Source organism: Acidovorax sp. FG27 (genome assembly GCF_040365715.1).
Classification (GTDB): domain Bacteria; phylum Pseudomonadota; class Gammaproteobacteria; order Burkholderiales; family Burkholderiaceae_C; genus Paracidovorax.
On sequence record NZ_BAABVY010000012.1, the window covers coordinates 88,784 to 114,383 of the forward strand.

Annotated in this window: 21 protein-coding genes and 1 pseudogene; 9 read left to right on the forward strand and 13 right to left on the reverse strand. The window is 63.4% G+C overall.

Annotated features, from left to right (window positions below):
- Nucleotides 1-176: 176 nt before the first annotated feature.
- The 5 genes from ABWV53_RS16370 to ABWV53_RS16390 all read left to right on the forward strand — a co-directional run bounded on the left by ABWV53_RS16370 (nucleotide 177) and on the right by ABWV53_RS16390 (nucleotide 9,949).
- On the forward strand, nucleotides 177-3,749 hold the full coding sequence (locus tag ABWV53_RS16370) for an indolepyruvate ferredoxin oxidoreductase family protein (RefSeq protein ID WP_353367215.1): 3,573 nt from the start codon (nucleotides 177-179) through the stop codon (nucleotides 3,747-3,749).
- 261 nt (nucleotides 3,750-4,010) lie between these two features.
- Nucleotides 4,011-4,346, forward strand: a complete 336-nt coding sequence (yajC, locus tag ABWV53_RS16375; protein ID WP_056669574.1) for a preprotein translocase subunit YajC — start codon at nucleotides 4,011-4,013, stop codon at nucleotides 4,344-4,346.
- 164 nt (nucleotides 4,347-4,510) lie between these two features.
- The gene (gene secD, locus ABWV53_RS16380; RefSeq protein ID WP_353367216.1) at nucleotides 4,511-6,409 is read left to right on the forward strand and encodes a protein translocase subunit SecD; all 1,899 of its coding nucleotides are present in this window, start codon (nucleotides 4,511-4,513) and stop codon (nucleotides 6,407-6,409) included.
- Between the two features lie 13 nt (nucleotides 6,410-6,422).
- Nucleotides 6,423-7,376: a protein translocase subunit SecF gene (gene secF / locus ABWV53_RS16385; RefSeq protein WP_353367217.1), complete on the forward strand. Its 954-nt coding sequence runs from the start codon at nucleotides 6,423-6,425 to the stop codon at nucleotides 7,374-7,376.
- 149 nt (nucleotides 7,377-7,525) lie between these two features.
- Nucleotides 7,526-9,949: a DUF1631 family protein gene (locus tag ABWV53_RS16390; protein ID WP_353367218.1), complete on the forward strand. Its 2,424-nt coding sequence runs from the start codon at nucleotides 7,526-7,528 to the stop codon at nucleotides 9,947-9,949.
- 12 nt (nucleotides 9,950-9,961) lie between these two features.
- On the opposite strand, the gene ABWV53_RS16395 is transcribed toward ABWV53_RS16390, so the two are convergent.
- The 3 genes from ABWV53_RS16395 to recA all read right to left on the reverse strand — a co-directional run bounded on the left by ABWV53_RS16395 (nucleotide 9,962) and on the right by recA (nucleotide 12,782).
- Nucleotides 9,962-10,939, reverse strand: a complete 978-nt coding sequence (locus ABWV53_RS16395; protein ID WP_353367219.1) for a Bug family tripartite tricarboxylate transporter substrate binding protein — start codon at nucleotides 10,937-10,939, stop codon at nucleotides 9,962-9,964.
- Nucleotides 10,940-11,097: 158 nt separating this feature from the next.
- Complete coding sequence (gene recX, locus ABWV53_RS16400) at nucleotides 11,098-11,583, reverse strand: recombination regulator RecX (protein WP_353367220.1); 486 nt, start codon at nucleotides 11,581-11,583, stop codon at nucleotides 11,098-11,100.
- A 95-nt stretch (nucleotides 11,584-11,678) separates the two neighbouring features.
- Nucleotides 11,679-12,782, reverse strand: coding sequence for a recombinase RecA (gene recA, locus ABWV53_RS16405; protein WP_353367221.1), 1,104 nt, complete (start codon nucleotides 12,780-12,782; stop codon nucleotides 11,679-11,681).
- A gap of 140 nt (nucleotides 12,783-12,922) precedes the next feature.
- On the opposite strand from recA, the gene ABWV53_RS16410 reads away from it, so the two are divergent.
- Nucleotides 12,923-13,432: a MarR family winged helix-turn-helix transcriptional regulator gene (locus tag ABWV53_RS16410; RefSeq protein ID WP_353367222.1), complete on the forward strand. Its 510-nt coding sequence runs from the start codon at nucleotides 12,923-12,925 to the stop codon at nucleotides 13,430-13,432.
- A gap of 137 nt (nucleotides 13,433-13,569) precedes the next feature.
- Nucleotides 13,570-15,153, forward strand: a complete 1,584-nt coding sequence (locus ABWV53_RS16415) for a methyl-accepting chemotaxis protein (protein ID WP_353367223.1) — start codon at nucleotides 13,570-13,572, stop codon at nucleotides 15,151-15,153.
- Between the two features lie 116 nt (nucleotides 15,154-15,269).
- Here ABWV53_RS16415 and ABWV53_RS16420 read toward each other — a convergent pair whose 3' ends face one another.
- A complete protein-coding gene (locus ABWV53_RS16420) occupies nucleotides 15,270-15,419 on the reverse strand; it encodes a hypothetical protein (RefSeq protein WP_353367224.1) in 150 nt (49 codons plus the stop codon).
- Between the two features lie 19 nt (nucleotides 15,420-15,438).
- On the opposite strand from ABWV53_RS16420, the gene ABWV53_RS16425 reads away from it, so the two are divergent.
- Nucleotides 15,439-15,642: a hypothetical protein gene (locus tag ABWV53_RS16425; protein ID WP_353367225.1), complete on the forward strand. Its 204-nt coding sequence runs from the start codon at nucleotides 15,439-15,441 to the stop codon at nucleotides 15,640-15,642.
- 110 nt (nucleotides 15,643-15,752) lie between these two features.
- Here the strand turns inward: ABWV53_RS16425 and ABWV53_RS16430 are convergent, their stop codons facing one another.
- The 9 genes and pseudogenes from ABWV53_RS16430 to ABWV53_RS16470 all read right to left on the reverse strand — a co-directional run bounded on the left by ABWV53_RS16430 (nucleotide 15,753) and on the right by ABWV53_RS16470 (nucleotide 24,161).
- On the reverse strand, nucleotides 15,753-16,073 hold the full coding sequence (locus tag ABWV53_RS16430; protein ID WP_353367226.1) for a hypothetical protein: 321 nt from the start codon (nucleotides 16,071-16,073) through the stop codon (nucleotides 15,753-15,755).
- A gap of 11 nt (nucleotides 16,074-16,084) precedes the next feature.
- A complete protein-coding gene (locus tag ABWV53_RS16435) occupies nucleotides 16,085-17,026 on the reverse strand; it encodes an RHS repeat-associated core domain-containing protein (RefSeq protein WP_353367227.1) in 942 nt (313 codons plus the stop codon).
- A 42-nt stretch (nucleotides 17,027-17,068) separates the two neighbouring features.
- Complete coding sequence (locus tag ABWV53_RS16440) at nucleotides 17,069-17,524, reverse strand: DUF4279 domain-containing protein (protein ID WP_353367228.1); 456 nt, start codon at nucleotides 17,522-17,524, stop codon at nucleotides 17,069-17,071.
- A gap of 3 nt (nucleotides 17,525-17,527) precedes the next feature.
- A pseudogene (locus ABWV53_RS16445) lies at nucleotides 17,528-18,637 on the reverse strand (RHS repeat-associated core domain-containing protein); the annotation flags it as partial.
- A 74-nt stretch (nucleotides 18,638-18,711) separates the two neighbouring features.
- Complete coding sequence (locus ABWV53_RS16450) at nucleotides 18,712-19,110, reverse strand: DUF6258 family protein (protein WP_353367230.1); 399 nt, start codon at nucleotides 19,108-19,110, stop codon at nucleotides 18,712-18,714.
- A 9-nt stretch (nucleotides 19,111-19,119) separates the two neighbouring features.
- On the reverse strand, nucleotides 19,120-21,552 hold the full coding sequence (locus ABWV53_RS16455; RefSeq protein WP_353367231.1) for an RHS repeat-associated core domain-containing protein: 2,433 nt from the start codon (nucleotides 21,550-21,552) through the stop codon (nucleotides 19,120-19,122).
- Nucleotides 21,553-21,558: 6 nt separating this feature from the next.
- On the reverse strand, nucleotides 21,559-22,866 hold the full coding sequence (locus ABWV53_RS16460; RefSeq protein ID WP_353367232.1) for a hypothetical protein: 1,308 nt from the start codon (nucleotides 22,864-22,866) through the stop codon (nucleotides 21,559-21,561).
- Nucleotides 22,867-22,961: 95 nt separating this feature from the next.
- On the reverse strand, nucleotides 22,962-23,444 hold the full coding sequence (locus tag ABWV53_RS16465; protein ID WP_353367233.1) for a hypothetical protein: 483 nt from the start codon (nucleotides 23,442-23,444) through the stop codon (nucleotides 22,962-22,964).
- A gap of 72 nt (nucleotides 23,445-23,516) precedes the next feature.
- Nucleotides 23,517-24,161 (reverse strand): hypothetical protein, encoded by a 645-nt coding sequence (locus ABWV53_RS16470; RefSeq protein WP_353367234.1) that lies wholly within the window; start codon nucleotides 24,159-24,161, stop codon nucleotides 23,517-23,519.
- 674 nt (nucleotides 24,162-24,835) lie between these two features.
- Here ABWV53_RS16470 and ABWV53_RS16475 point away from each other — a divergent pair.
- Nucleotides 24,836-25,525 carry a response regulator gene (locus tag ABWV53_RS16475; RefSeq protein WP_353367235.1) on the forward strand — a complete coding sequence of 230 codons (690 nt, stop codon included), beginning with the start codon at nucleotides 24,836-24,838 and terminating at the stop codon, nucleotides 25,523-25,525.
- Nucleotides 25,526-25,600 lie beyond the last annotated feature (75 nt).

Here is a 25,600-nt window from a genome sequence, read left to right on the forward strand (position 1 = left end):
TTGGATTGTTTCAAGAAAGGATCTTTCTGAAACGAGGGTAAACACGGCACGAATGAGAAAGGACATATCCGCCCCGCGTGCCTAAACTGCCCTGAAGCACCAGGGCGCCCGCCGACCCGGCGCGTGCCCGACCCCAGCGCCCACGAAGCGCCGCCCACCACGATAGGAAAAACCCCATGAACGCCCCGCTGCCAGAGCACATCCGCCGCGCGATCGAGACAGTGACTCTTGACGACAAATACGCGCTACCTGAAGGCCGTGCGTTCATGAGCGGCGTGCAGGCCCTCGTCCGCCTGCCCATGCTGCAGCGCCAGCGCGACGCGATCGCCGGCCTGAACACCGCCGGCTTCATCAGCGGCTACCGCGGCAGCCCGCTGGGCACCTACGACCAGGCGCTGTGGTCGGCCAAGAAGCACCTGGCGGCCAACCACATCGTCTTCCAGCCCGGCGTGAATGAAGAGCTGGGCGCCACGGCCGTGTGGGGCACGCAGCAGCTGGACCTGTACCCGCAGTCGAAGAAGTTCGACGGCGTGTTCGGCATCTGGTACGGCAAGGGCCCCGGCGTGGACCGCTGCTCCGACGTGTTCAAGCACGCCAACATGGCCGGCACGTCCAAGCACGGCGGCGTGATCGCCATCGCGGGCGACGACCACATCAGCAAGAGCAGCACGGCGCCGCACCAGAGCGACCACATCTTCAAGGCCTGCGGACTGCCGGTGTTCTTTCCCAGCAGCGTGCAGGACATCCTGGACATGGGGCTGCACGCCTTCGCCATGAGCCGTTTCTCCGGCGTGTGGTCGGGCATGAAGACCATCCAGGAGGTGGTGGAGTCGTCCAGCAGCGTCTCGGTGGACCCGGACCGCGTGAAGATCGTGCTGCCCGAGGACTTCGCCATGCCGCCCGGCGGCCTGCACATCCGCTGGCCCGACGCGCCGCTGGAGCAGGAAGCGCGCCTCATGGACTACAAGTGGTACGCCGCGCTCGCGTACATCCGCGCCAACCGGCTCAACTACAACGTCATCGCCGGCTCGCAGGACCGCTTCGGCATCATCGCCAGCGGCAAGGCCTTCAACGACACGCGCCAGGCGCTCATCGACCTGGGGCTCCACGATGACGTCTGCCACCAGCTGGGCATTCGCCTGCACAAGGTGAACGTGGTCTGGCCGCTGGAGGCGACCATCACCCGCGACTTCGCCCAGGGGCTGCAGGAGATCCTGGTGGTGGAGGAAAAGCGCCAGGTCATCGAATACCAGCTGAAGGAAGAGCTCTACAACTGGCGTGCCGACGTGCGCCCCAACGTGCTGGGCAAGTTCGACGAGGTGCCGGGCGACAACTCCGGCGGCGAGTGGAGCATGCCCAACCCCAGCCAGAACTGGCTGCTGCGCCCCAAGGCCGACCTGACGCCCGCCATCATCGCCCGCGCCATCGCCAAGCGCCTGAAGAAACTGGGCGTGCCGGCCGACGTGGCGGCCCGCATGGACGAGCGTCTGGCCGTGATCGACGCGCGCGAACGCGGCATGGCCGAGCTGAAGGGCGAAACCGGCGACCGCACGCCCTGGTTCTGCAGCGGCTGCCCGCACAACACCAGCACCCGCGTGCCCGAGGGCTCCCGCGCCGTGGCCGGCATCGGCTGCCACTACATGGTCAACTGGATGCCCGACCGCAACACGTCCACCTTCACCCAGATGGGCGGCGAGGGCGTCACCTGGGTCGGCCAGGCGCCGTTCACCACCGAGAACCACGTCTTCGCCAACCTGGGCGACGGCACCTACTTCCACAGCGGCCTGCTGGCCATCCGCCAGAGCATCGCGGCGGGCACCAACATCACCTACAAGGTGCTCTACAACGATGCCGTCGCCATGACCGGCGGCCAGCAGGTGGGCGAGCGGCCCGAGGGGCACTCGGTGCTGCAGATCATGGCCAGCCTGAAGGCCGAGGGCGTGGCCAAGCTGGTCATCGTGACCGACGAGCCGCAAAAGTACGACGGCGTGCAGCTCGCCGACGGCGTGACGGTGCACCACCGCGACGAGCTCGACCGCATCCAGCGCGAGTTGCGCGAGATCCCCGGCTGCACGGCCATCATCTACGACCAGACCTGCGCCACCGAAAAGCGCCGCCGCAGGAAGCGCGGCACGCTCGCCACGCCCGACAAGACCGTCGTCATCAACGAGCTGGTGTGCGAGGGCTGCGGCGACTGCTCGGTGCAGTCCAACTGCCTGTCTGTCGAGCCGGTGGAAACCGAATTCGGCCGCAAGCGCCGCATCAACCAGAACAGCTGCAACAAGGACTATTCCTGCGTGAAGGGCTTCTGCCCCAGCTTCGTCACCGTCGAGGGTGGCCAGCTGAAGAAGCCGAAGAAGGAGAAGAAGGGCGATCTGTCGCTGCTGCCGCCCATCTCCGAACCCGTGCTGCCCGTGGCCGAGAGCGCCTGGGGCATCGTCGTGGCCGGCGTGGGCGGCACGGGGGTCATCACCATCGGCTCGCTGCTGGGCATGGCCGCGCACCTGGACGGCAAGGGCGTGGTCACGCAGGACGCGGCGGGCTTGGCGCAAAAGGGCGGCGCCACCTGGAGCCACATCCAGATCGCCAACCGGCCGGATGCCATCTACACCACCAAGGTGGACACGGCCAAGGCCGACCTCGTCATCGGCTGCGACCCCATCGTCGCCGCCACCAAGACCACGCTGGCCGCCATGCAGCCGGGCCGCACCTATGTGGCGTTGAACACGCACGGCACGCCCTCGGCGTCCTTCGTGCACAACCCCGACTGGCAGTTCCCGGCCGGCAGCTGCGAGGCCGCCATCGCCGGCACCGTGGGGCCGCAGGGCCTGGGCGCGTTCGATGCCGACCAGGTCGCCGTGCAGTTGCTGGGCGACAGCATCTACACCAACCCGCTGATGCTGGGCTATGCCTGGCAGCAGGGCCGGGTGCCGCTGTCGCATGCCGCGCTGATGCGGGCGATGGAACTGAACGGCGTGCAGGTCCAGAACAACCAGGCCGCCTTCGAATGGGGCCGCCGCTGCGCGCACGACCTGGCGTCGGTGCAGGCGCTGTTCAAGGCCGCTCAGGTCATCCAGTTCGTGAAGAAGCCCGGCCTGGCGGAAATGGTCGCCCGGCGCGTGGAGTTCCTCACCGCCTACCAGAACGCGGCCTATGCGGCCGAGTACCAGGCCTTCGTCGGCAAGGTGCAGGCGGCGGAAGCGCGGCTGGGCGCTTCGCCCGCCACGCGGCTGAGCGAAGCCGTGGCCCGCTACCTCTTCAAGCTGATGGCGTACAAGGACGAATACGAAGTCGCCCGGCTGCACACCGACGCCGCCTTCGCCGCGAAGATCGACGGCATGTTCGTGGGCGACTACCGCGTGGTGCACCACCTGGCGCCACCGCTCACGGCCCGCAAGAACGACAAGGGCGAGCTGGTCAAGCAGGCCTACGGCCCCTGGATGCGCCGCGCCTTCGCGGTGCTGGCCCGGCTCAAAGGCCTGCGCGGCACGGCGCTCGACCCGTTCGGCCGCACCGAGGAGCGCCGCACCGAGCGCGCGCTGATCGGCGAATACCGCGCCGCCATCGACGAGGTGATCGCCGGGCTGACGGCCGAACGCCTGCCGCTGGCCGTGGAGATCGCCAGCCTGCCCGAGGGCATCCGCGGCTACGGCCACGTCAAAGAGCGCCACTTGAAGGCCGTGCGGCCGCAGTGGGCGGACCTGATGGCGCAGTGGCGCGACCCGCAGGCCGAGCGCCGCATGGCGTGACCCGGCGGTGCCAACCGGTCGCCCCGCCGATCTGCTATTAAAAGCATAGCTTCCAGCGCTTGTTCCACAAGCGCTGGAGCTGTTTTTGGGCATGGTTGGGCGGTCCGCATCGGCGCCTGGCCCGCGAAAGCCCGGCAGGGGGCGGGTTATGGCCGGCCACTTTCGGCGGCCCCGAATACAATGCCCGGTTACGCCCGCCCGGCCGCGTTGGCCGCAGCGCGGGCGTCCGAATCGACCCCTCACTCCGTGGAGCTTCCCGCCGTGTTCATTTCTTCCGCCTTCGCCCAGACCGCCCCCGCCGCCACCGCCACCGGCGGCGGCCTGATGGGCTCGCTCACCGGCATGCTGCCGCTGGTGCTCATGTTCGTGGTGCTGTACTTCATCATGATCCGGCCCCAGATGAAGCGCCAGAAAGAGCACCGCGCCATGATCGAAGCCATCGCCAAGGGCGATGAAGTGGCGACCTCCGGCGGCCTGCTGGGCCGAGTGTCGCGCCTCTCGGAAGGCTATCTGCACCTGGAGATCGCCTCGGGCGTGGAAGTGCAGGTCCAGCGCAGCGCCGTGGCGCAGGTGCTGCCCAAGGGCACGGTGAAGTAAAGGACAACCCCCTGGATAGAGGACAACCCCCTGAGCGGCTGCGCCGCTTCCCCCTTCTCTCATCACTGCGTGATGGGAAGGGGGACGACGCCAGCGCTGCGGGGCGGCCCTTGCGCGGCGTCCGCTGGCCTGGGCTCATGGATAACTGAGTAAAGAGCGCGATCATGAACCGTTACCCGGTCTGGAAATACGCGATCCTGGTGATCGTCCTGCTGGTGGGGGTGCTCTACACCCTGCCCAATTTCTTCGGTGAAGCGCCTGCGGTGCAGGTCTCGTCGGCCAAGGCGACCGTCAAGGTGGACACGGCCGTGCAGCAGCGCGTGGAAGCGGCGCTGCAGGCGGCGGGCGTCACCGCCGACCAGATCGTGCTGGAAGGCAACTCGGTGCGTGCGCGCTTCGACACGCCCGACAACCAGCTCAAGGCCAAGGACGCCATCCAGCGTGCCCTGGTCCCCGACGCGAACGATCCGCCCTACATCGTGGCGCTGAACCTCGTCTCGCGCTCGCCCGCCTGGCTGACCGCGCTGCACGCCCGCCCCATGTACCTGGGGCTGGACCTGCGCGGCGGCGTGCACTTCATGCTGCAGGTGGACATGCAGGCCGCGCTGACCAAGCGGGCCGAGTCGCTGGCGGGCGACCTGCGCACCACCATGCGCGATAAAAACATCCGCCACGGCGGCATCAGCCGCGACGGCCAGACGGTGGACATCCGCGTGCGCGACGAAGCCACGCTGACGGCCGCGCGCAACCTGGTCTCCGACCAGTTCCAGGACCTGCAGACCACCAGCACGCCGGACGGCAGCGGCTTCTTGCTGCGCGCCACCATCAAGCCCGAAGCGGTGCGCAAGGTGCAGGAGCAGGCGCTCAAGCAGAACATGACCACGCTGCACAACCGGATCAACGAGCTCGGCGTGGCCGAGCCGGTGATCCAGCAGCAGGGTCTGGACCGCATCGTCGTGCAGCTGCCCGGCGTGCAGGACACGGCCAAGGCCAAGGACATCCTGGGCCGCACCGCCACGCTGGAAGTGCGCATGGTGGACGAGGGCGCCGATGCGCGCTCCGCCGAAATGGGCTCCGGCCCCGTGCCCTTCGGCTCCGAGAAGTACCTGGACCGCAACGGCCAGCCGATCATCGTGAAGAAGCAGGTCATCCTGACCGGCGAGAACCTGACCGACGCGCAGCCCGGCTTCGACGGCCAGACGCAGGAAGCCACCGTCAACCTGACGCTCGACGCCAAGGGCTCGCGCATCTTCCGCGACATCACGCGCGAGAGCATCGGCAAGCGCATGGCCATCGTGCTGTTCGAAAAGGGCAAGGGCGAAGTCGTCACCGCGCCGGTCATCCGCAGCGAGATCGGTGGCGGCCGCGTGCAGATCTCCGGCCGCATGACCACGGCGGAAGCCAACGACACCTCGCTGCTGCTGCGCGCCGGCTCGCTGGCCGCGCCCATGGAAATCATCGAGGAATACACCATCGGCCCGAGCCTGGGCGAAGACAACATCCAGCGCGGCATCCACAGCGTGGTCTGGGGCTTCGTCGCCATCTCGGTGTTCATGTGCATCTACTACGCGCTCTTCGGCGTGATCTCGTCCATCGCGCTGTCGGTGAACGTGCTGCTGCTGCTGGCCATCCTGTCGATGCTGCAGGCCACGCTCACGCTGCCCGGCATCGCCGCGCTGGCGCTGGCGCTGGGTGTCGCCATCGACTCCAACGTGCTGATCAACGAGCGCATCCGCGAGGAACTGCGCGCGGGCGTCGCGCCGCAGGCGGCCATCCATGCGGGTTACGAGCGGGCCTGGGCGACGATCCTCGACTCCAACGTCACCACGCTGATCGCCGGCCTGGCGCTGCTCGCCTTCGGCTCCGGCCCGGTGCGCGGCTTCGCGGTGGTGCACTGCATCGGCATCCTGACCAGCATGTTCTCGGCCGTGTTCTTCTCGCGCGGCCTGGTCAACCTCTGGTATGGCCGCAAGAAGAAGCTCAAGAGCGTGTCCATCGGCCAGGTATGGAAGCCCGCTCCCGATGCGGTTCCTGGCACCGGCACCGTTGCCAAGAACGTCTGAGGAAGCTGAGTCCATGGAATTTTTCCGCATCAAAAAAGACATCCCGTTCATGAAGTACGCGTTGGTCCTCAACGCGATTTCCTTCCTGACGTTCGCACTGGCGGTGTTCTTCCTGGTCACCCGGGGGCTGCACCTGTCGGTCGAATTCACTGGCGGCACGGTGATGGAGGTGGCCTACACGCAGACCGCCGACATCGGCAAGGTCCGCGACACGGTGACGAAGCTCGGCTACCCCGAGGTTATCGTGCAGAACTTCGGCACCTCGCGCGACGTGATGATCCGCCTGCCGGTGCAAAAGGGCGTCACCTCGGCCCAGCAGAGCGAGCAGGTGCTGGGCGCCCTGAAGGCGGCCGACCCCGAGGTGACGCTGCGCCGCACCGAATTCGTCGGCCCGCAGGTGGGCGAGGAACTGGTGCACGGCGGCCTGATGGCGCTGGGCGTGGTGGTGCTGGGCATCGTGATCTACCTGGCCTTCCGCTTCGAGTGGAAGTTCGGCGTGGCGGCGGTGATCGCCAACCTGCACGACGTGGTCATCATCCTGGGCTTCTTCGCCTTCTTCCAGTGGGAGTTCTCGCTCGCCGTGCTGGCCGGCGTGCTGGCGGTGCTGGGGTATTCGGTCAACGAGTCGGTCGTGATCTTCGACCGGATCCGCGAGGCCTTCCGCAAGTACCGCAAGATGAACACGCACGAGGTGATCGACCATGCCATCACCAGCACGATGAGCCGCACCATCATCACCCACGCCTCGACCGAGGCGGTGGTGCTCTCGATGTTCTTCTTCGGCGGCCCGAGCCTGCACTACTTCGCGCTGGCGCTGACCATCGGCATCCTGTTCGGCATCTACTCGTCGGTGTTCGTGGCCGCCGCCATCGCCATGTGGCTGGGCGTGAAGCGCGAAGACCTGGTCAAGACGCCGGCCCGCAAGGAAGGCGACCCGAACGATCCGAACGCCGGCGCGGCGGTCTGACCCCGTTCCCGGCGCCCGCCGTGGCCGTGTTCGCCCAGTCCTCGCGGGCCTGCCGCTCCGGCGGCCGCGCAGCAGTGTCCCCGCGTGCCGTGTGCCAGGGTTCACCATGCTTTCGGCCCCGGGGGCCGCGCGACTAAGATCGAACGCGTATGCCAGCAGCCACGCCGCCTCCCGTTCCATTCCGCCGCCTGACCCGCCTGGTGCGGCACCGGTTCGCGGAGGGCCTGTGCGCCGGACTGCCGGCGCTCGACCGGCGGCTGCAGGGCTTCTTCGACGAGACGCCCGCCGTCTCGGCCTCCCCGGCGGCCGTGCAGAGCCACCGAGAGGCGGGAAGACGCTACCACCTGTTCCGGTCGAAGTGGATCGAGGGCCTGGCCCAGGCCTGGCGCAGCAGCCTGGCGCCGCTGGTCAGCACGTCGCCCGGGCCCCTCGCCCTGGGGGCCGACAGCTTCGAGCTGGTCACCGACGACATGGTCGAGAACAAGATCTTCGCTTCGCGCCTGGCGCTCGTCGTGGCCGAGCATGCCGGCGGCCAGGACGACATATTGCGCCGCCTCGTCATGCAGGTGGAGGGTCAGGAGCTGGACGCGCGCGATCTCCTGCGGCCCGAGGTGCAGTGCCTGGCCGTGCTGGACCAGTGGGTGCATGCGGGGCTGCTGCGTGCCGATCTGCAGCTGGTGCTAGACCCGCTGCAAAAGGGGCTGGCGGACCTCGTGCGGTCGCAGTGCGAGGAGGCGGTGGCGTTCCTGAACGCCCAGGGCATACAGGCGGACGGCGATCTGCGTGCCCGCGTGCGCCGTGCGGCCGACGCGCCCGCCACCGGCGCGGGCGCCGTGGCGCCTGTGAGCGCCGCGAGCCCCCTGGCGCCGTCCAGCTCCGTGGCCGGCGGCCTCGCCAGCCAGATGCTGGCAGCCTCCCGCGAGGCGATGGCCGCCCGGCGGTCCGGCTTCAACCCGCCCGCCGCCCCGACGGGCGGATCGGCGCCGGGCCTCTTCGCCACGCCGCTCGTGCGGGCGCGGCAGCGCGCGCAGGGGGTGATGAACCAGCTGCGCCGGTTGCTGCTGCAGCCGGGGAGCGGCATCGACCCCTCGGTCTTCGGCGCCACGCTCGCCCCTGGCGCCACCCGGCCTGCCGGCATGGGCGGCGCGGGCGGTGGCCGTCCCGCCATACCCGCCTCGGCCGCGCTGGCGCAGGCGCTGGCCGCGCAGCGCCTGCAGGCCGACAGCTTCTACGACGCCGCGGGCGGCGGCGTCCTGGTGCAGGACTACAGCCCGGTGGCCGTGGTGCGCCTGGCGGGCGAGGTGCGCGAGCGCTCGGCCGAGCTCAAGCAAAAGGCCGGCACGCCCAGCGAGAAGGCCGTCATCGAGGTGGTGGCGCTGATGTTCCAGAGCATCCTGAGCGAGGACCGCCTGCCCCCGTCGGTGCGGGTCTGGTTCGCCCGCCTGCAGGTGCCGGTGCTGCGCGTGGCCTTGGCCGAGCCCGAGTTCTTCAGCGACCTGGCCCACCCGGCGCGGCAGCTCATCGACCGCATGGGCGCCGTGGTGCTGGGCTTCGACGCCTCGGCCATCAGCGGCAGCGCCATGGAGGCCGAGATCCGCCGCGTGGTGCAGGTGATCGAGCAGTACCCCGAGACCGGCCAGCGCGTGTTCCAGCTGGTGTACGACGAATTCGAGAAATTCCTCTCTCGCTTCCTCACCGAGAAGCAGTCCACCGCCCGCGTGGTCACCGTCGCGCAGCAGGTCGAGCAGAAGGAGGCGCTGGCGATCCAGTACACCATCGAGCTGCGCACCATGCTCAAGGACATGCCGGTGCGCGACGAGATCCGCGAATTCCTCTTCAAGACCTGGGCCGAGGTGCTGGCCATGTCCGCCGTGCGCGACGGCCCGCAGCATGCCGACACGGCCGTGCTCAAGCAGACGGCGGCCGACCTGGTGTGGGCGGCCAGCGCCAAGCCGCAGCGCGCCGACCGCGCCAAGGTCATCCAGGCGCTGCCCTCGCTGCTGCAGCACGTGCGGCGCGGACTGGCGCTCGTGGGCATGCATGGCCAGGCGCAGGACGCGCAGGTGAAGGTGCTCACCGACACGCTCACCGATGCCTTCCTCTCCAAGACTGCGTCCATCCCGCAGGCCCAGATCGACGCCATCGCGCGCCGGCTGGCGCACCTGGAGGACTACCTGACCGACGCCACGCTCGGCGAGATGCCGCTCAACACCGACAGCATCGAGATGCTGCTGGGCATCGACGCCTCGTCCATCCACGTGATGGCCGACAACGGCACGGCGGTGCAGCCCGAGATGCTGGCCTGGGCCCACCAGCTGCCGCTCGGCAACTGGTTCACGCTGGACCATAGCGGCGCATCGGCCCAGGTGCAGTACATCTGGCACAGCGAACGCAAGCAGCTGCACCTCTTCGCCACCACCGACGGCAGCAGCTACCTGCTGCAACTTCAGCGGCTGGGCGCCTACCTGCAGGCCGGCCTGCTGGTGGGGCAGGACGAGGAAGGCATCACCACGCGCGCCACGCGCGACGCGCTGGCCAAGATCGACGCCAACCCCGAGCGCCTGCTGAGCTGACGCGCGCCGCGGCTACTGCTTCGGAATGCCGACCCGATCGATCACGCCGCTCCAGCGGCGGATCTCGCCGGCCAGCAGGGCGCCCAGCTCGGCCGGAGTGCCGCCCCGGGGCTCCACGCCCAGCTCCTGCAGCTGCCGGCGCAGCGCCGGCCGGGCCAGCGCGGCCTGCACTTCGCGGTTCAGCCGCGCGACGACTTCCGGCGGGGTACGGGCGGGCGCCGCCAGAGCGTTCCAGGACGACACGTCCAGCCCCGCCGCGGCGGCGTCGCTCTGCGCCACCGTGGGCACGTCCGGCAGCGCCCGGGCCCGCTGCCCGCCCAGCACCGCCAGCACGCGCAGCGCCTGACCCGTCACCTGCGGCATGACCGGCGCGAGGATCTCCACCGCCGCATCGATCTGCCCACCCCGCAGCGCGGTCACCACGGCGGGCGTGCCGTTGAAGGGCACCACCTGCACGTCGATGCCCAGCGTGCTCTTGAGCAGCTCGGCCGCCAGGTGCTGCGTGCTGCCGACGTTGATGGTGCCGATGTTGAGCAGGCCCGGGCGCGCCCGCGCCTGCTGGATCAGCGCCTGCAGTGAAGCGAGCCGGCCGTTCGCCGCCGCCAGCACCGCCAGGTCGAACGTGCCCAGCGTGGAGATGGGCGCGAAGTCCTTGAGCGTGTCGTAGGGCAGGGTGGCAAAGAGGCCCGCGCTCACCGCCGTGCCGTTGGACATCAGCAGCAGGGTGTGGCCGTCGGGCGCCGCCGTGGCCACCGCGGTGGCGGCCACCACGCCGCCCGCGCCGGGTTTGTTGTCCACCACGATGCTCTGGCCCATCGAGGCGGCCATGGCCTGCGCCACGCTGCGCACCGTCAGGTCGGCCACGCCGCCCGGCCCAAAGGGCACCACGATGCGGATGGGCCGCGAGGACAGGGGCTGCGCCGCTGCCCCCAGGGCGGAAAAGCCCAGCGCGAGCAGCGCGCCGCACACCGGGCGTCTCTGAATGTTCATGGCAGCAAACCTTGTGGATGGGAACACCGGAGCATGGGTGCCGTACCGGCAGAGCGCCCGGGGCCCTGCACTATGCCGGCCCGCTGCCGGCCTGGCTAGCGGGGGCCGGCGCTGGCTGCTATGCCGTGGCGGCATGGCATGCGGCAGCGCACGGCGACTCAATCCAGCCCGCCACCCTCTTCGCCCTTTTCATCGTCGTCGCCCGGCGCGCCGTTCAATACCTTGCGCACCGTGTCGCCGCCAAAGCCCCGCGCCAGCAGAAAGCGCGTCTGCCGCGCCCGCTCCTGCAGGCTTTGCGGCGGGCCGTCGAAGCGGCGGCGCCAGACGCCCCGGGCGCGTTCGAGCTCGGTGTCCTTCAAGCGCTCGGCGGCGGCGCGCACCAGCGCTTCGTCCAGGCCCTTGCTGCGCAGTTCCTGCAGCACCCGCTGGGCGCCCAGCCGGGGCGCGCGCCGGTGCACCACCGAATCGGCGACGCGGGCGGGGTTGATGAAATCCCGGGCTTCCAGCTCGTCGAGCACGGCGGCCAGGTCCTCGCCCTCCTGCACGTGGCGGGCCAGCTTGGTCTGCAGCTCGGCGCGGGAATGCTCGCGCTGCGCCAGCAGGCGCAGCGCCCGGCCCTTGATCGATAGCGTGTTGAAACCCATTTGCTATTAAAAAAATAGCTGCATGCGCTTGCCAATCAAGCGCTGCAGCCTGTTTTCATGCCATTTTGGGGCCGGTGCCGGCCCCTCCGGCCGGGTTACTTGTCGGCCTTCTCGGCCTTGGGCGCCTTCTCGGGCTTGCCTTCGGCGGCCGGCGTGCCGCCCGGCAGCAGGGCGATGCCCAGGCCTTCGCGCACCTTGTTCTCGATCTCGATGGCGAGGTCGGGGTTCTCGCGCAGGAATTCCCGCGCGTTGTCACGGCCCTGGCCGATCTTCTCGCCGTTGTAGGCGTACCAGGCGCCGCTCTTCTCGACGATACGCGCCTCCACGCCCATGTCGATGATCTCGCCCTCGCGGCTGATGCCCTCGCCGAAGAGGATGTCGAACTCGGCCGTCTTGAAGGGCGGGCTGACCTTGTTCTTCACCACCTTGACCTTGGTCTCGTTGCCGATGGCCTCGTCGCCCTTCTTGATGGTGCCGGTGCGGCGGATGTCCAGGCGCACGGAAGCGTAGAACTTCAGCGCATTGCCGCCGGTGGTGGTTTCGGGGCTGCCGAACATCACGCCGATCTTCATGCGGATCTGGTTGATGAAGATGACCATGCAATTGGTCTTCTTGATCGTGGCGGTGAGCTTGCGCAGCGCCTGGCTCATCAGGCGGGCCTGCAAGCCTGGCAGGGCGTCGCCCATCTCGCCTTCGATTTCGGCCTTGGGCGTCAGCGCGGCGACCGAGTCGATGACGATCAGATCGACGGCGCCCGAGCGCACCAGGCTGTCGACGATCTCGAGCGCCTGCTCGCCGGTGTCCGGCTGGCTGATTAGCAGGTCGGACAGCTGCACGCCCAGCTTCTGCGCGTACTGCACGTCCAGCGCGTGCTCGGCATCGACGAAGGCGCACTGGCCGCCCAGCTTCTGCATCTGCGCCACGACCTGCAGCGTCAGCGTGGTCTTGCCCGAGCTTTCCGGGCCGTAGATCTCGACCACGCGGCCGCGGGGCAGGCCGCCCACGCCCAGGGCCACGTCCAGGCCCAGCGAGCCGGTGGAGACCACCTGGATGTCCTCGATCACCTCGCCTTCGCCCAGGCGCATGATCGTTCCCTTGCCGAACTGCTTTTCGATCTGCGCCAGGGCGGCCTGCAAGGCCTTGGCCTTCTCGCTGTTCACGGGTTGGGCGGGGTTGGGGTTCTTGACGGCGACGTCCATGGGAAACTCCTGTAGAAACAATGGGTTATGCGTTTCATCCCGGACGCCGTGGGTGGCGGGCTGGATGCTTGAACAGTAGTTTATGGCCCGAGCTCCGGATTTCAAACATCAATTTGGTCAGTTTGGCTGACAATCCGGAGATGAACGATCCCACTTTTGCGCTCCGCGCGCCGCCTGAAGACGGCTGGCGCCAGACCCACCTGGGGCGCCTGCTGGGCCACGCCATGCGCCGCTTCGACGCCCGCGTGCTGCAGCTTATGGCGCACGACGTGGAGGTGCCGCTGGCCCTCTCCAACCTGGCGGCGCGCGATCAGGTCAGCGCCGCGCACATCCACATCACGCGGCACCTCGCGCTGCAGGGCGACCGGCTCACCGACCTGGCGCGCCGCGCGGGCATGACCAAGCAGGCCATGGCCAGCTTGGTGGACCAGTGCGAGGCCTGGGGCCTGGTGCGGCGCCTGCCCGACCCGGGCGACGCCCGCGCCCGTCGCGTGTGCTTCACGGGCACCGGCCTGGCGTGGCTGCAGGCCTTCCAGCGCGCCGTGGCGCAGGCGGAGGCCGAGTTCCGCGAGGCGGTCGGCCAGGACGTGGCCGTGGTGGTCGCCATCGGGCTGGAGGCTTACGCGGGCGGTGATGACTGGGCGGACTGATCTAGCGCCCACCCGGTGAAGAACGAAAACATGGCGCCATCTGTCGGCAGCCCGCTACGGCGGCACCCTCCGCCACCGCGATGCGTGAAATCTGTGTAAGGATGTGTAGCAAATCTTTGTCAATCGTCGGTGCTCGCATGAATCTCCACAACCTTCGCATGGGCGCCAAGCTGGCGCTTGCCTTCGCCGTCACCACGCTCATCACCCTCGTGCTGGGCGCGGTGGCCTGGAACCAGATGGTCCACATCAACGCCAGCGCCGAGGAACTGGGCGACAACTGGCTGCCCAGCATCCAGGCCGTCGGCAACGTCCGCGTGGCCGCCAACCGGTTGCGGCGGGCGGAAAGCGAGGCGCTGCTGCAGGCGAGCGCCGCCGGCCACGACCGGATCAAGGCCGAACTGGAGAAGCGCCGCAGCCAGCTGACCGACGCCGAGAAGGTGTACGAGCCGCTCATCACCGACGGCGACGAGCGCCGGGCCTATACGGTCTACCAGACCGACCGCACCGAATACCTGAACGTGCAGCGCCGCCTGATGGACCTGCCTTTCGACGCGCGCGATGGCAAGGTGGAGCTGTTCCTGGGCGAATCCGACAAACGCTTCGAGGCCATGGTGCAGGTGCTGGGCCAGCTGGCCGACATCAACCGGCGCGGCGGCGACATGGCGCACAAGGACGCCGAGCGCGTGTTCGTGCGCGCCCAGGTGGTGCTGCTGGTCATGCTGCTCGTGGCGGTGGGCGTGGCCGTGCTGCTCGCCTGGTGGATCACCCGCCAGATCACCCGGCCGCTCGCATCGGCGGTGGAGGTGGCGCGCGGCGTCGCGGCGGGCGACCTGACGATGGACATCGCCGTGCGCGGCAAGGACGAGGCGGCGCAGCTGATGCAGGCGCTGAGCGACATGCGCGCCAGCCTGGCGGACGTGGTGGGCTCGGTGCACGGCGCGGCCGGCGGCGTGGCCACGGCCAGCGCGCAGATCCAGCAGGGCAACCACGACCTGTCGGCCCGCACCGAGCAGCAGGCCTCTTCGCTGGAGGAGACCGCCGCATCGATGGAGGAGCTCAGCTCCACCGTGCGGCAGAACGCCGACGGCGTGCAGCGCGCCGCCCAGCTGGCGACCGAGGCCTCGGCCGTGGCGCAGCGCAGCGGCGAGGCCGTGACCGGCATGGTGGGCACCATGAAGAGCATCGACGAAGCCTCCCAGCGCATCGCCGAGATCATCGGCGTGGTGGACGGCATCGCCTTCCAGACCAACATCCTGGCGTTGAACGCGGCGGTGGAGGCGGCACGCGCCGGCGAGCAGGGACGCGGCTTCGCCGTGGTCGCCTCCGAAGTGCGCACGCTCGCCCAGCGCAGCGCCGAGGCCGCCAAGGAGATCAAGGGCCTGATCGGCACCAGCGTCGAGCGCGTCGGCCAGGGCTCGGCCCAGGCCCACCGCGCGGGCGACACCATGCGCGAGCTGGAGCAATCCATCCAGCGGGTGGCCACCATCGTGGCGGAGATCAGCATCGCCACCCGCGAGCAGAGCGAAGGCATCAGCCAGGTCGGCGAGGCCGTGGCGCAAATGGACCAGGCCACGCAGCAGAACGCCGCCCTGGTGGAGGAAAGCGCGGCGGCCGCGTCGAGCCTGAAGATGCAGGCCGACCAGCTGGTGCAGGCCGTGTCGGTGTTCCGGCTGGCGTCCGCGCAGGGCACGGCGGCCGTGAGTCGGGTTGCTCCGCAATGAGCATTTGCGGGCTGTAGAAGTTGACGTGGCTTTTTTCGCTCTGGCGAGTGCCTGACTGGGGACGTGGCTATTGCGCGCCGTTGACTATGTCGTCCTGGACCTTGGCGTCCGTTGATTTACGTCGCGACTAGCGTGGGCCCGCTGGCGGTGGGCAGGTAGATGATCTTGGTGCTGTCCATCTCTCCCGTCGGGGCGGCGCTGCCGGTGCTGCGCTGGTTGCTGTACTGGTCCAGCACGGTGGAGCCGATGTCGTCGTCGACGTACACGGGGCGCAGGCGTATCCCGGTGTTGGCCCTGCCCCAGGTGGCCAGGACGCTTGCCGTGTCGCTGGAGGAACTGTTCGGGCAGGCCCGGCAGGCTTCACGCTCCAAGCGCGGGCCGGCTTCCAGGCTGGAGCAGCAGGTCGAGCGCATCGCCACGCTGTCCAAGCCCCGACAGCGCGCCGTCATCGAGGTGATCGGTGCCCTGCTGGCCCAGCAGGCAAGGTAGAGCCAACAGCGCCGCTAGTCAGAAGAACAGAAGCCACCCGAAACCCCCAGCTTCAGCGGCTGATGGGGGTTGGGGGTGGCTTTTTGGTTTGAAGAAGAGTGATGAGGAACTTACTGCCGCGTGGCTTGGCTTTTGAAGAAGGCCCGGTTTCTGCTCGCGGCGTCTCCTAACTGTTCTAACTCAACCATTGATTTATTAATTATATCTTTTTCGGAATCGGTTAATTTTCTGCTGTTGTCTATGGCGTCGGCATTTATTTGCTCCATCGACAACAAAATAGGAAAGGTACTATCTCTAAATTCCGCCGAGTCTACCGCCGCAACAATTCCCTCCATTCTTTGAATGAATAAGTTTAGCGGCAAAATGCCATCCTTATATTCGCAAATAAATGAATTCAACAGATCCAACTGTCTTTGAAGAAATTCTTCCACAATCGAACTTTCTAACGTGGAATGACGGTAACTACTCGTCCACCGGTGCCAGTGATCACAACAACCCCGTTTGACCCATTATTGACTGTAGTGCCAGGAGTATTTCCCGGCGACTTGGTGCCGTTATTTATTGCATCCTCAACGGCAGACGGTAGTATACCGCGCCCCTGCATGCGATCAAGTGAGTGACCAGAATAATCGCGCCCCCCGATATTTGTCGGGCTATTCGCGCCTGGCGTAACATCTAATGGATTTCCTCTGCGTCCTGTGGGGGTGCTAGGATCTTTGTCGCCGTCATCCGCACTTTCATTAAAACAAGCGTCTACAGTTCTACGAATAAAGTCGCGGCAACCCTGAGATAAATAACAGCCGATCGCTATGGGAATTAAGGTGCCTGGATTAAAGATGGCTTGCGCTTGACGGCCGTCACGATCGACGTAACTCAGCGGATTCCCGCCTACATAGGCATACGTGTTGATGCCACCCTGAAGTCCTATCGGGTCACTTTGCACATACCGCCCGGTCCCCGGGAAGTAGTCCCGCATGTAGTTGTAATGTAGCCCCGACTCCTGATCGAACACTTGCCCAGGCAACCTCAGACTCACCTTCAGAGGCGCCATCGATGCCGTGGGCGCCTCATTGGCCGCACTGGCCCCAAACGGATCAGCCAGCCAGCTCCAGCGGACATTGCCCGATGTGTCCATGGCCACCCGAGGTGTTCCCAGATGATCTGCATGCAGGTAGTACACCACCGGGGGCGCTGTCACCGCGTGTAGGCGTACGTGTTGAAGCCACCCTGAAGCCTTCAGTGGGTCACTTTGCACATAGTTCCGCCCGGGCACGCATCCGTCGTAATCGAAGAACGTTTTCCTAAGCCTTGGCGAAAATTTACGGAGCGAAGAAGCAGGCAGACTTCCTATGGCTAGGAATTTCTCGAAGGACTTATCTTTCACTGTCTCCCAAATTAAATAGGGAGGGTAAATGACAATGGTGCCTTATATTTCTATCGAACAGCTGCTCGTCAAATCGCCAGGAATGTATTGATATATATCCCACCAAATATCTAAGCAGAGAGCACCCAATTCTTTCATGTGCTCAAAACTCATCGTCGGTCCTCCTTGACCCTCCGACAAATAGTAGCAGCAAATATCCATTTCGACGCCTTGTCCTCTTAGAAAATCAAGCGCAACAGCCTGCTCTTTTAGCCTTTCTATAATCCATGCAATGTGACGCCTTGAATCAAGAGAGGTAACCATGTTTCGTGAGCTAAGCAACCATCCGGTTTGCGTGCGCACGTGATTGCTTTTGCCAAATAAATCACCTCTTGAAAAACATTCGGTTGGCTTTAATTTTATAACATTTGATATTTCATCTGCAATTAATGTCTTGGAAAAAGCCCTAAATGTTACGTAGGTTTCTTTACAGGAGGGGTAGTCGTCATCAAAATCCATGAGTCACTTCCTTGGTGCATCGTCCAAATCTCCAACAATATCCCCATTAGGGTCGCAAACCTCTCCCGTTTGAGGATTGACGCCATATCTGTCACGACCCCGACCCTTATTGCTCTGCTTGATTCCATGAAAGCGCCCGCGGGCGTCGTTTGGGTCCACTCCATTGTTCCTTCCCCATTGCTCTGCACCTTTGTCGCCGGGAATAAATCCACGGGGGAGGCCAGAGCTCAGCATTCTGTCAAGTCCAATCATTGCGCTTGCCCCGGCTAAGCCCGCTGCAACGTCCGCCGCAGTGATGCCCCCTCCAACTAGCGGCACGGCCAGAAACAAAGGACACAAGCCACTAGGGTCCGAATAGCTAAGTGGGTGTCCGCCAACGTAGGCAAAGGTGTTGACGCCGCCTCGCAACCCGATGGGGTCGGACTGCACATACCGCCCGGTCCCCGGGAAGTAGTCCCGCATGTAGTTGTAATGTAGCCCCGACTCCTGATCGAACACCTGCCCAGGCAACCTCAGACTCACCTTCAGAGGCGCCATCGATGCCGTGGGCGCCTCATTGGCCGCACTGGCCCCAAACGGATCAGCCAGCCAGCTCCAGCGGACATTGCCCGATGTGTCCATGGCCACCCGAGGTGTTCCCAGATGATCTGCATGCAGGTAGTACACCACCGGGGGCGCTGTCACCGCGCTGGTGGCGCTTTGCGGGGTGAAGATCGCCACTGGCATGCTGTGCAGCCACACATATTCCCGAATCGCTCTGCCGGCGCTGTCGTACTCTCCCAGCAGTTGCCCTTGCGGATCGTAGACATACAGCACGGTGCCCGTCGCCGGCCCCGCCTTGCGCACACGCTGGCCGCCAGCGTCGTAGGTGTAGCGAGTCGTGCCGGCCGTGGTGGTCAGGGTTGCGAGACGCTGGCGCAAGTCGTAGCCGAGAGTGATTCCGTTGCCATCCGCGGTCATGCTTCCTGCCGCGTCGTAGCTGAAGTTGGCTGTGGGTACGGCTGTGGCCAGCAGGCGGTTGCTGGTGGACGCGATGGTGTAGGCCGCTGGAGCACCTGAGCCAGTGGCAACGCTGGTGCGCTTGCCGTTCGCGTCATAGATGTAGTTGGCGGTAGTTTTTCGGGTATTGCCGCGCGCGGCCTACCAGGCCGGCTATCGTCGAATACCCGGGGGACAGGCCTTGGTTTTCAATAACATAATCGAACGCCATCTTTAGTTTCAATTACAAGTCTCTCCGCAATTACCGTCAGAAGATTTTCACTGGACCTCCCCTGTGAATCAACTACACCAAGACCAAAGACAAACTCCCACGCATCCGCTTTATCATTCAATTGCGTGACAGAAACTGGCTCAATCCAATCATTTGGTAATTGCCCATTAACCTCCAACCTACAGCTAGATACGCCTTCAAAAACTAAGAATCCTTCTTGCACGTCTTCAGCAGCGTAATAATTCCATGAATTTCCACGCACTCTGGATATGCAATCGACTTTCAATAGCAATCTCTTCTTCGTGCCTTCCATCGCAATAGAAAGACACAAGCGATCACCAAGATAAATCGTTTTAATGAATTGATCTGGAGTCATTGCACGCACCTAATTAATCGGCCAGTGTGCCGCGCCGCTATTTGCTGGAACCACATTGCCATTGACATCAACTGATGGACCTTGTCCGGCCCGTCCTGGCCCTGTCCCCATTAGATGCCCATGACCATGAGGCGTTGGATTGTTTGGATGGCCGTTGGGATTTATCCGCTGGAAGTTTGAACCGTTCGGGAACAATGTATGAGTATCAACCCCAAAGCGACCGTATGGAACGGTTGATCCACCCGCAGGTTCAATCATCACGTTAGCGTTGTGGCCAGCAATAAACCTGCCAATAGGGACTCCATCCCTCGTACACACCTGCGCGTTTTGATAACCACGAAGAACACCCATCAACAAAGCAATGTCTGCGTGGGTGTAACCACTTTCAGGCCCCGCGCTTGGGCGAATTGCTTGATATGAGTAACTGGAGTTGTATTGCCTAATTTGACTCAATAATGTTTGTACACGCGACGCAGTAATTGTTCCTGAATATGGCAGTACCGGAGACCCCTGTCGCACCTGCAACCCTTTTGGATCCAGGTATGAAAGTGGACTCCCCTCCACATAGGCATAAGTATTAATGCCACCCTCAAGTCCTATCGGGTCACTTTGCACATACCGCCCGGTCCCCGGGAAGTAGTCCCGCATGTAGTTGTAATGTAGCCCCGACTCCTGATCGAACACCTGCCCAGGCAACCTCAGACTCACCTTCAGAGGCGCCATCGATGCCGTGGGTGCCTCATTGGCCGCACTGGCCCCAAACGGATCAGCCAGCCAGCTCCAGCGGACATTGCCCGATGTGTCCATGGCCACCCGAGGTGTTCCCAGATGATCTGCATGCAGGTAGTACACCACCGGGGGCGCTGTCACCGCGCTGGTGGCGCTTTGCGGGGTGAAGATCGCCACTGGCATGCTGTGCAGCCACACATATTCCCGAATCGCTCTGCCGGCGCTGTCGTACTCTCCCAGCAGTTGCCCTTGCGGATCGTAGACATACAGCACGGTGCCCGTCGCCGGCCCGGCCTTGCGCACACGCTGGCCGCCAGCGTCGTAGGTGTAGCGAGTCGTGCCGGCCGTGGTGGTCAGGGTTGCGAGACGCTGGCGCAAGTCGTAGCCGAGAGTGATTCCGTTGCCATCCGCGGTCATGCTTCCTGCCGCGTCGTAGCTGAAGTTGGCTGTGGGTACGGCTGTGGCCAGCAGGCGGTTGCTGGTGGACGCGATGGTGTAGACCGCTGGAGCACCTGAGCCAGTGGCAACGCTGGTGCGGTTGCCGTTCGCGTCATAGGTGTAGGTCAGGGCTCCTGTGGCGCCCGTCACAGAAACCAACCGATCAAGCTTGTCGTGACCGAATTGCTGGTCCAGGGCAGGAGCCGCGGTCCCGGTAGAGGCGGAAGCTCGAAGATAGTGGGTATAGCGGCTGATCCGGCCTGCGGCGTCGTAGCTCACATCCCGCACATGCTTGCCCAACGGGTAACGCACCAAGCGCCCACTGGCGTCGAACACCCGCGTGTGGGCCACAGCCCCACCCGTCGTGGCCCAGTTCCAGCTTTGCACGCTGCCAAAGGGGGCAAACTTGATGGCACTCATCAAAACGTTGGAGCTGGCGCCAGTCGCCGCAGCCAGGCTCAGCGTGGTGGGCAAGCCTTGCGCGTAAGCGGTGGTGAGCACCCGCCCGGACGGGTAACCGACACTGGCCAAGTTTCCCGATGGGCTGTATGTATAGCTGGCCGTCAGGCTGACCGTGGATGTGTTGGCGCCCGTCGCCGGGTCCAGCGTCTGCAAGGCGGAGGTCAGCCGCCCCAATGCGTCGTAGGCGTAGCGGGTGCTGCCACCGGCAAACGTGCTGGATGTCAGGCGGCCAATGCCGTTGGTGAAGCCCGTGCCCGTTTGGTCATACGTCCAGGCGAAGCTTTGGGTGGTCTGACCGGTCAGGCTGTAGCTGGCGCTTCGCAGACGGTTCAGTCCGTCGTAGGCGTAGTTCGCCACGATGCCGCGGCTGTCGGTACGCCGCGTCACGTTGCCCGCAGTGTCGGTGACTACAGTGGCTGTGCCGGTGTCCGGGCTTTGGGTTTTCCGGACTTCTCCGAACCCATTGCGCGGGTAGAAAGTCTGCAGGCTGCGCGGGTCTGTGACACTGATGACGTTATCGGCTGCGTCATAACCTACGCTGGTGGTGCCGGCGTCGGGATCAGTCCAGTCCTTTGGACGGGATAGCTGGTCGTAGGTAATGCTGTTGGTAAAGCCAAAACCAGCGACATCGGGAGCCTTGATGATATGGGTTGGATTTCCGCGAGTGTCGTATTCATAACGGATCACCGGCACTGGCGAGGCAGGAGGGATGGGAAGCGTCTGGGCTATGGCTGCCTGACTGGCGCACAAGGCTGCCACATGGACAAACACATAGCTGATACGGGCCATGATGCAGGCATTCAAATTGCTCATACACCCTCAGTCCGTACCGGTAACTTGATATGTGCGGCTTAGGGCGTCGTAGCTGCGAGCCATTTGCCGTCTCAATACACCAGCGGGATCCTTGACTATTTCCGCGGTTCTGTTGCCCGCGTTGTCCAAGGTGTAGTTCACGCTATTGCCCGCCCCATCGAAAAACCCCGTGAGGCGGTGGGCGGGATCATAGTTGTACCCAATATAGCTGTTGTCAGGCAATGTGACGCGTGTGAGCTGGCCTATTGGATCGTATGAATAATTGGTAGTTTTTCCGCCCACGGTCGAGCTGAGCAGTCGCTGGCGCAGGTCGTATTTGAAGCTGCTTACCACGCCGTTGAGGTCGATGCTCTCCAATAGCTGACCATGCTTGTTGTACTGGGTGTATTGGGTGACCTGTCCCAAAGCATTGGTGACGGACTTCAAGTCTCCCATTGTAACGCCCACGGCATAGGGATCAGAGCCGGTGAAGGCGGTGGCGCTATGATAGGTATAGCTGGTGATGTCTGCCAGATCGGTGCGTGGGCCATCTTCGGTCAAGACTTGGCCATACTGGTTGTATGTATATCTCCAGATGCGCGGGGCCAGTCCAGCTTCCGGTGTAGCGTTAAATCCCTTGGCTCCATTCTTGTCAGTAGTGGATGTCAGTACTTTTTTGCACACGGCGGCAATAGGTTTTCCGCCCGGTAAGATTGCTGAGGCAGGCGCACAAGATGCGATTGAATTGCCCGCCGTGGGGTCTGGCTGACCGTTGTATACTAGAGTGGTAATTTGGCCGGGTTCGGAAATTTTGCTTTTTATTCGCAGTTCGGGGAGCCACTGAATAGACGTCTTGCGTTCTGCGCCCGCAGGTAAATGTTCCTGAAGATCGTTGGGGCAGCTGGCTCCTCCCTCCAGAAAAATAACAGGTCGATTGATTTCCGGATCGAATTTTGAGCAGTTGGCGTGAATATCACCGCCATTATTCATTCCGGTGTCGATAAATTGGGTTGCATTGCCCTTTTCGTCATACGATAAATAGACGGTATGTGTGCAATTGGGGAATGCCGGATCATTGTGCATGATGGATGCCAAGTAATTTTTTTCGTTGGCAGCCTGAAAGAGAAAAGTTGCTGTCGAACCTAACGGAAAGGTGACGGAGTTTGATCCATTATCGTAGCTGAAATGGTGGCGATATGTACTTCCTGCCCGTTCTGAAGCTACTACCCGGCCTTGATTGTCATAATTAAAATTGGCATACGATCGTCCCAGCTCATCCACTTTACCGGTGAGGTTGAAGAATGATCTTCCGTAATGAAGTGCCTCCGTGGACATTATCGTTTCTCCCTCGCTGGGACTGTTTGCAGGAACTTGCCAGACGGCTAGACCGGCATATGACAAAGAACCATTTGACTGTAATGTCGGCAAAGTCATTCCAGGCGTATATTGAAAATTAACCGAATTTCCATCAGCGTAAGTGATTTACTGAGATACGTGCCAAAGATGTTTTTGCTGGAGTTGGACTCCACTTTGTAGGTCAATGCCAAAGCTAATATTGTGGCTTGTCGTATCCCGATCAGTCGATCGTCAGAGTATTCGAAGTGAATCTCATGACCCGTACTGCTGACAAGCTTGAGAGGATGAAGCTGGGATTCGACGTAAACCATGTCGAATCCACCGCCACCGAAGTACCGAAGTGACAATAACCGGCCTAGTGCATCGTAAAGCTCAATTTCGCCCGCATCGTAGTCGAGACGCTTCCACGGGGTGACGGTCGAATCGGTCTTTTGAAGAGTTACTTGGGAATCGAAACTTGTGTAGGAGCCATCAGCTTGAAGGTGAAACTCTTCAGACTGACCGTGACCGCGGTACGAAATTACACGAGACAGGTATTGGGAGGACGAATACCGCATATTCAATCGCCTGTCTATTGGGTCTAAAAACCAGCTCGGTTCACCTAGTACACCAGCCGTTGCCAGGTGAAATTAGTTGCCGTATCGAAGTTCGATTGGAACATATTTCGAGCCGCTGGGGAGGGAGATGATTGGAATTGATTCTTGTTTGCAGCCACTGCCTAAAGAAGTCGGATTTCCGCATTTTGGAGTGTGTTTGGAATATGGATATGATTCGGATGGTTTGTGGCATGTGTTCTGATCGAATTGCTGCCAGCCATCTGACTGTTCGCAAATGCGGACCTCTACTACCGTTCTTCTTTCTGCAATACTACCACCAGTCCATGTTCCGGGGCTGCTCCCACAAGCTTCTGGCTCGCCTGAAAGTGTGAGTGTACTAGTGAATTTGACCAGGCATGCAAATGCATTTGGATTTTGTTCGGACGCTTTGCTGCCAACATAAACAGCAGTGCTGGTCTGCTCCTGAATCATATTTGCCGTAGGCGAACATGCAATAATATCCTTGGTGCTATAGTTATGTACTTCAATGTCGCCTTTCACTCCGTCTGTGCAAGCTGCGTCAAGATCTTTAAATATTTCTGGAGGGTTCCAGGAATAAGCTTTCTTGGCTGGAATTATGTTCCTTTGGGCTAGTGCCAATGGGTTGGATAAAGTTGCAAAAACTAAAAAAATGATTTGCAGCCCGGTATGATATTTTTTGCGGTCGGGAGATTTCATTATTTGTACTCTCGGTATGATTTATTGAATGTTCGCCCGTCGAATGATGGTGTTATATGTGCCAAATGGTTGGCCGAAATAAGGTAATGTAAAATAGAGAAATGCAAATCGATTTTGACGAATAATCTATGCTCGTGGATCGCTGGGCGGCAAGTCAGATTTCGTCGAGTACTGTTGGTTGATCGATTAACGCACCGCAATCTTACTGCGTGCTTACTGTTGACTGATCAATTGTCAAGCGAATCCCTCTGGGGTCTTGAAAAATCGCATCGACTCGTAGTTGGTCGTGTGCTAAACGCCATCACAATTGAATGTCGCGGCCTCGATCGAGCGAGACCAATACGGTGAGCGTGAAGGCGATATGCGCTAAGCGTTGAAGCCTAAGCAGAATACGGCGCAGATCTTCACGCTTCTTCCACTGGAACGACCTATAGATGGCAAGGCGCTAGTTGCTCGTAATGCGGTAGGTGCACGCCCCCGTAAAGACAAAGCCTGCGGAACGGCAGGAATGCGCGGCGAACGCGGAGGCCTTGTTCACGCTATCCGCAGAAGACTGGCAGATCTTCGATCAGGCAAGAGCGATTTGCGCAGACCATCCCTAGAATCCGGCATCCAGCGGCAGGGCGATGGCGCCCCAAGAAATTCCACGGCCGCGCACCAGGAGACAACGACCCATGCGCATCCTCATCGCCGAAGACGACCAGGTGCTGGCCGACGGACTGCTGCGGACCCTGCGCGGCTCGGGCGCGGCGGTGGACCATGTGGCGAGCGGCACCGAGGCCGACGCCGCGCTGATGGCCAACAGCGAATTCGATCTGCTCATCCTCGACCTGGGGCTGCCCCGCCTGCACGGGCTGGAGGTGCTCAAGCGCCTGCGCGGCCGGGGCTCCGCCCTGCCGGTGCTGATCCTGACGGCGGCCGACAGCGTGGACGAGCGCGTCAAGGGCCTGGACTTCGGCGCCGACGACTACATGGCCAAGCCCTTCTCGCTGCAGGAGCTGGAGGCGCGCGTGCGGGCGCTGACCCGGCGCGGCATGGGCAGCACCACCAGCGTCATCCGCCATGGCCCGCTGGTGTACGACCAGGCCGGGCGCGTGGCCACCATCGACGGGCGCATGGTCGAGTTGTCGGCCCGCGAGCTCGGCCTGCTGGAAGTGCTGCTGCAGCGCGCCGGCCGGCTGGTCAGCAAGGAGCAGCTGGTGGAACGCCTCTGCGAATGGGGCGAAGAAGTGAGCAACAACGCCATCGAGGTGTACATCCACCGCCTGCGCAAGAAGATCGAGAGCGGCCCGATCCGCATCGCCACCGTGCGCGGGCTGGGCTACTGCCTGGAGAAGGTGGCGCCCGACCGGGTGGTCGCCTGACCAGTTGCGGATCGATTGCTATGAATTTAATAGCTTCTGGCGCTTGATTGACGGGCGCTGCGGCATGAAAACACC

Excerpts from the sequence above, each read along its gene's own strand:
- ABWV53_RS16370 (WP_353367215.1), top strand. The coding sequence starts at position 177 with ATGAACGCCCCGCTGCCAGAGCACATCCGCCGCGCGATCGAGACAGTG.
- secD (WP_353367216.1), top strand. The coding sequence starts at position 4,511 with ATGAACCGTTACCCGGTCTGGAAATACGCGATCCTGGTGATCGTCCTG.
- secF (WP_353367217.1), top strand. The coding sequence starts at position 6,423 with ATGGAATTTTTCCGCATCAAAAAAGACATCCCGTTCATGAAGTACGCG.
- ABWV53_RS16390 (WP_353367218.1), top strand. The coding sequence starts at position 7,526 with ATGCCAGCAGCCACGCCGCCTCCCGTTCCATTCCGCCGCCTGACCCGC.
- ABWV53_RS16395 (WP_353367219.1), bottom strand. The coding sequence starts at position 10,939 with ATGAACATTCAGAGACGCCCGGTGTGCGGCGCGCTGCTCGCGCTGGGC.
- recX (WP_353367220.1), bottom strand. The coding sequence starts at position 11,583 with ATGGGTTTCAACACGCTATCGATCAAGGGCCGGGCGCTGCGCCTGCTG.
- recA (WP_353367221.1), bottom strand. The coding sequence starts at position 12,782 with ATGGACGTCGCCGTCAAGAACCCCAACCCCGCCCAACCCGTGAACAGC.
- ABWV53_RS16410 (WP_353367222.1), top strand. The coding sequence starts at position 12,923 with ATGAACGATCCCACTTTTGCGCTCCGCGCGCCGCCTGAAGACGGCTGG.
- ABWV53_RS16415 (WP_353367223.1), top strand. The coding sequence starts at position 13,570 with ATGAATCTCCACAACCTTCGCATGGGCGCCAAGCTGGCGCTTGCCTTC.
- ABWV53_RS16440 (WP_353367228.1), bottom strand. The coding sequence starts at position 17,524 with ATGGATTTTGATGACGACTACCCCTCCTGTAAAGAAACCTACGTAACA.
- ABWV53_RS16450 (WP_353367230.1), bottom strand. The coding sequence starts at position 19,110 with ATGACTCCAGATCAATTCATTAAAACGATTTATCTTGGTGATCGCTTG.
- ABWV53_RS16455 (WP_353367231.1), bottom strand. The coding sequence starts at position 21,552 with ATGAGCAATTTGAATGCCTGCATCATGGCCCGTATCAGCTATGTGTTT.
- ABWV53_RS16460 (WP_353367232.1), bottom strand. The coding sequence starts at position 22,866 with ATGTCCACGGAGGCACTTCATTACGGAAGATCATTCTTCAACCTCACC.
- ABWV53_RS16465 (WP_353367233.1), bottom strand. The coding sequence starts at position 23,444 with ATGCGGTATTCGTCCTCCCAATACCTGTCTCGTGTAATTTCGTACCGC.
- ABWV53_RS16470 (WP_353367234.1), bottom strand. The coding sequence starts at position 24,161 with ATGAAATCTCCCGACCGCAAAAAATATCATACCGGGCTGCAAATCATT.
- ABWV53_RS16475 (WP_353367235.1), top strand. The coding sequence starts at position 24,836 with ATGCGCATCCTCATCGCCGAAGACGACCAGGTGCTGGCCGACGGACTG.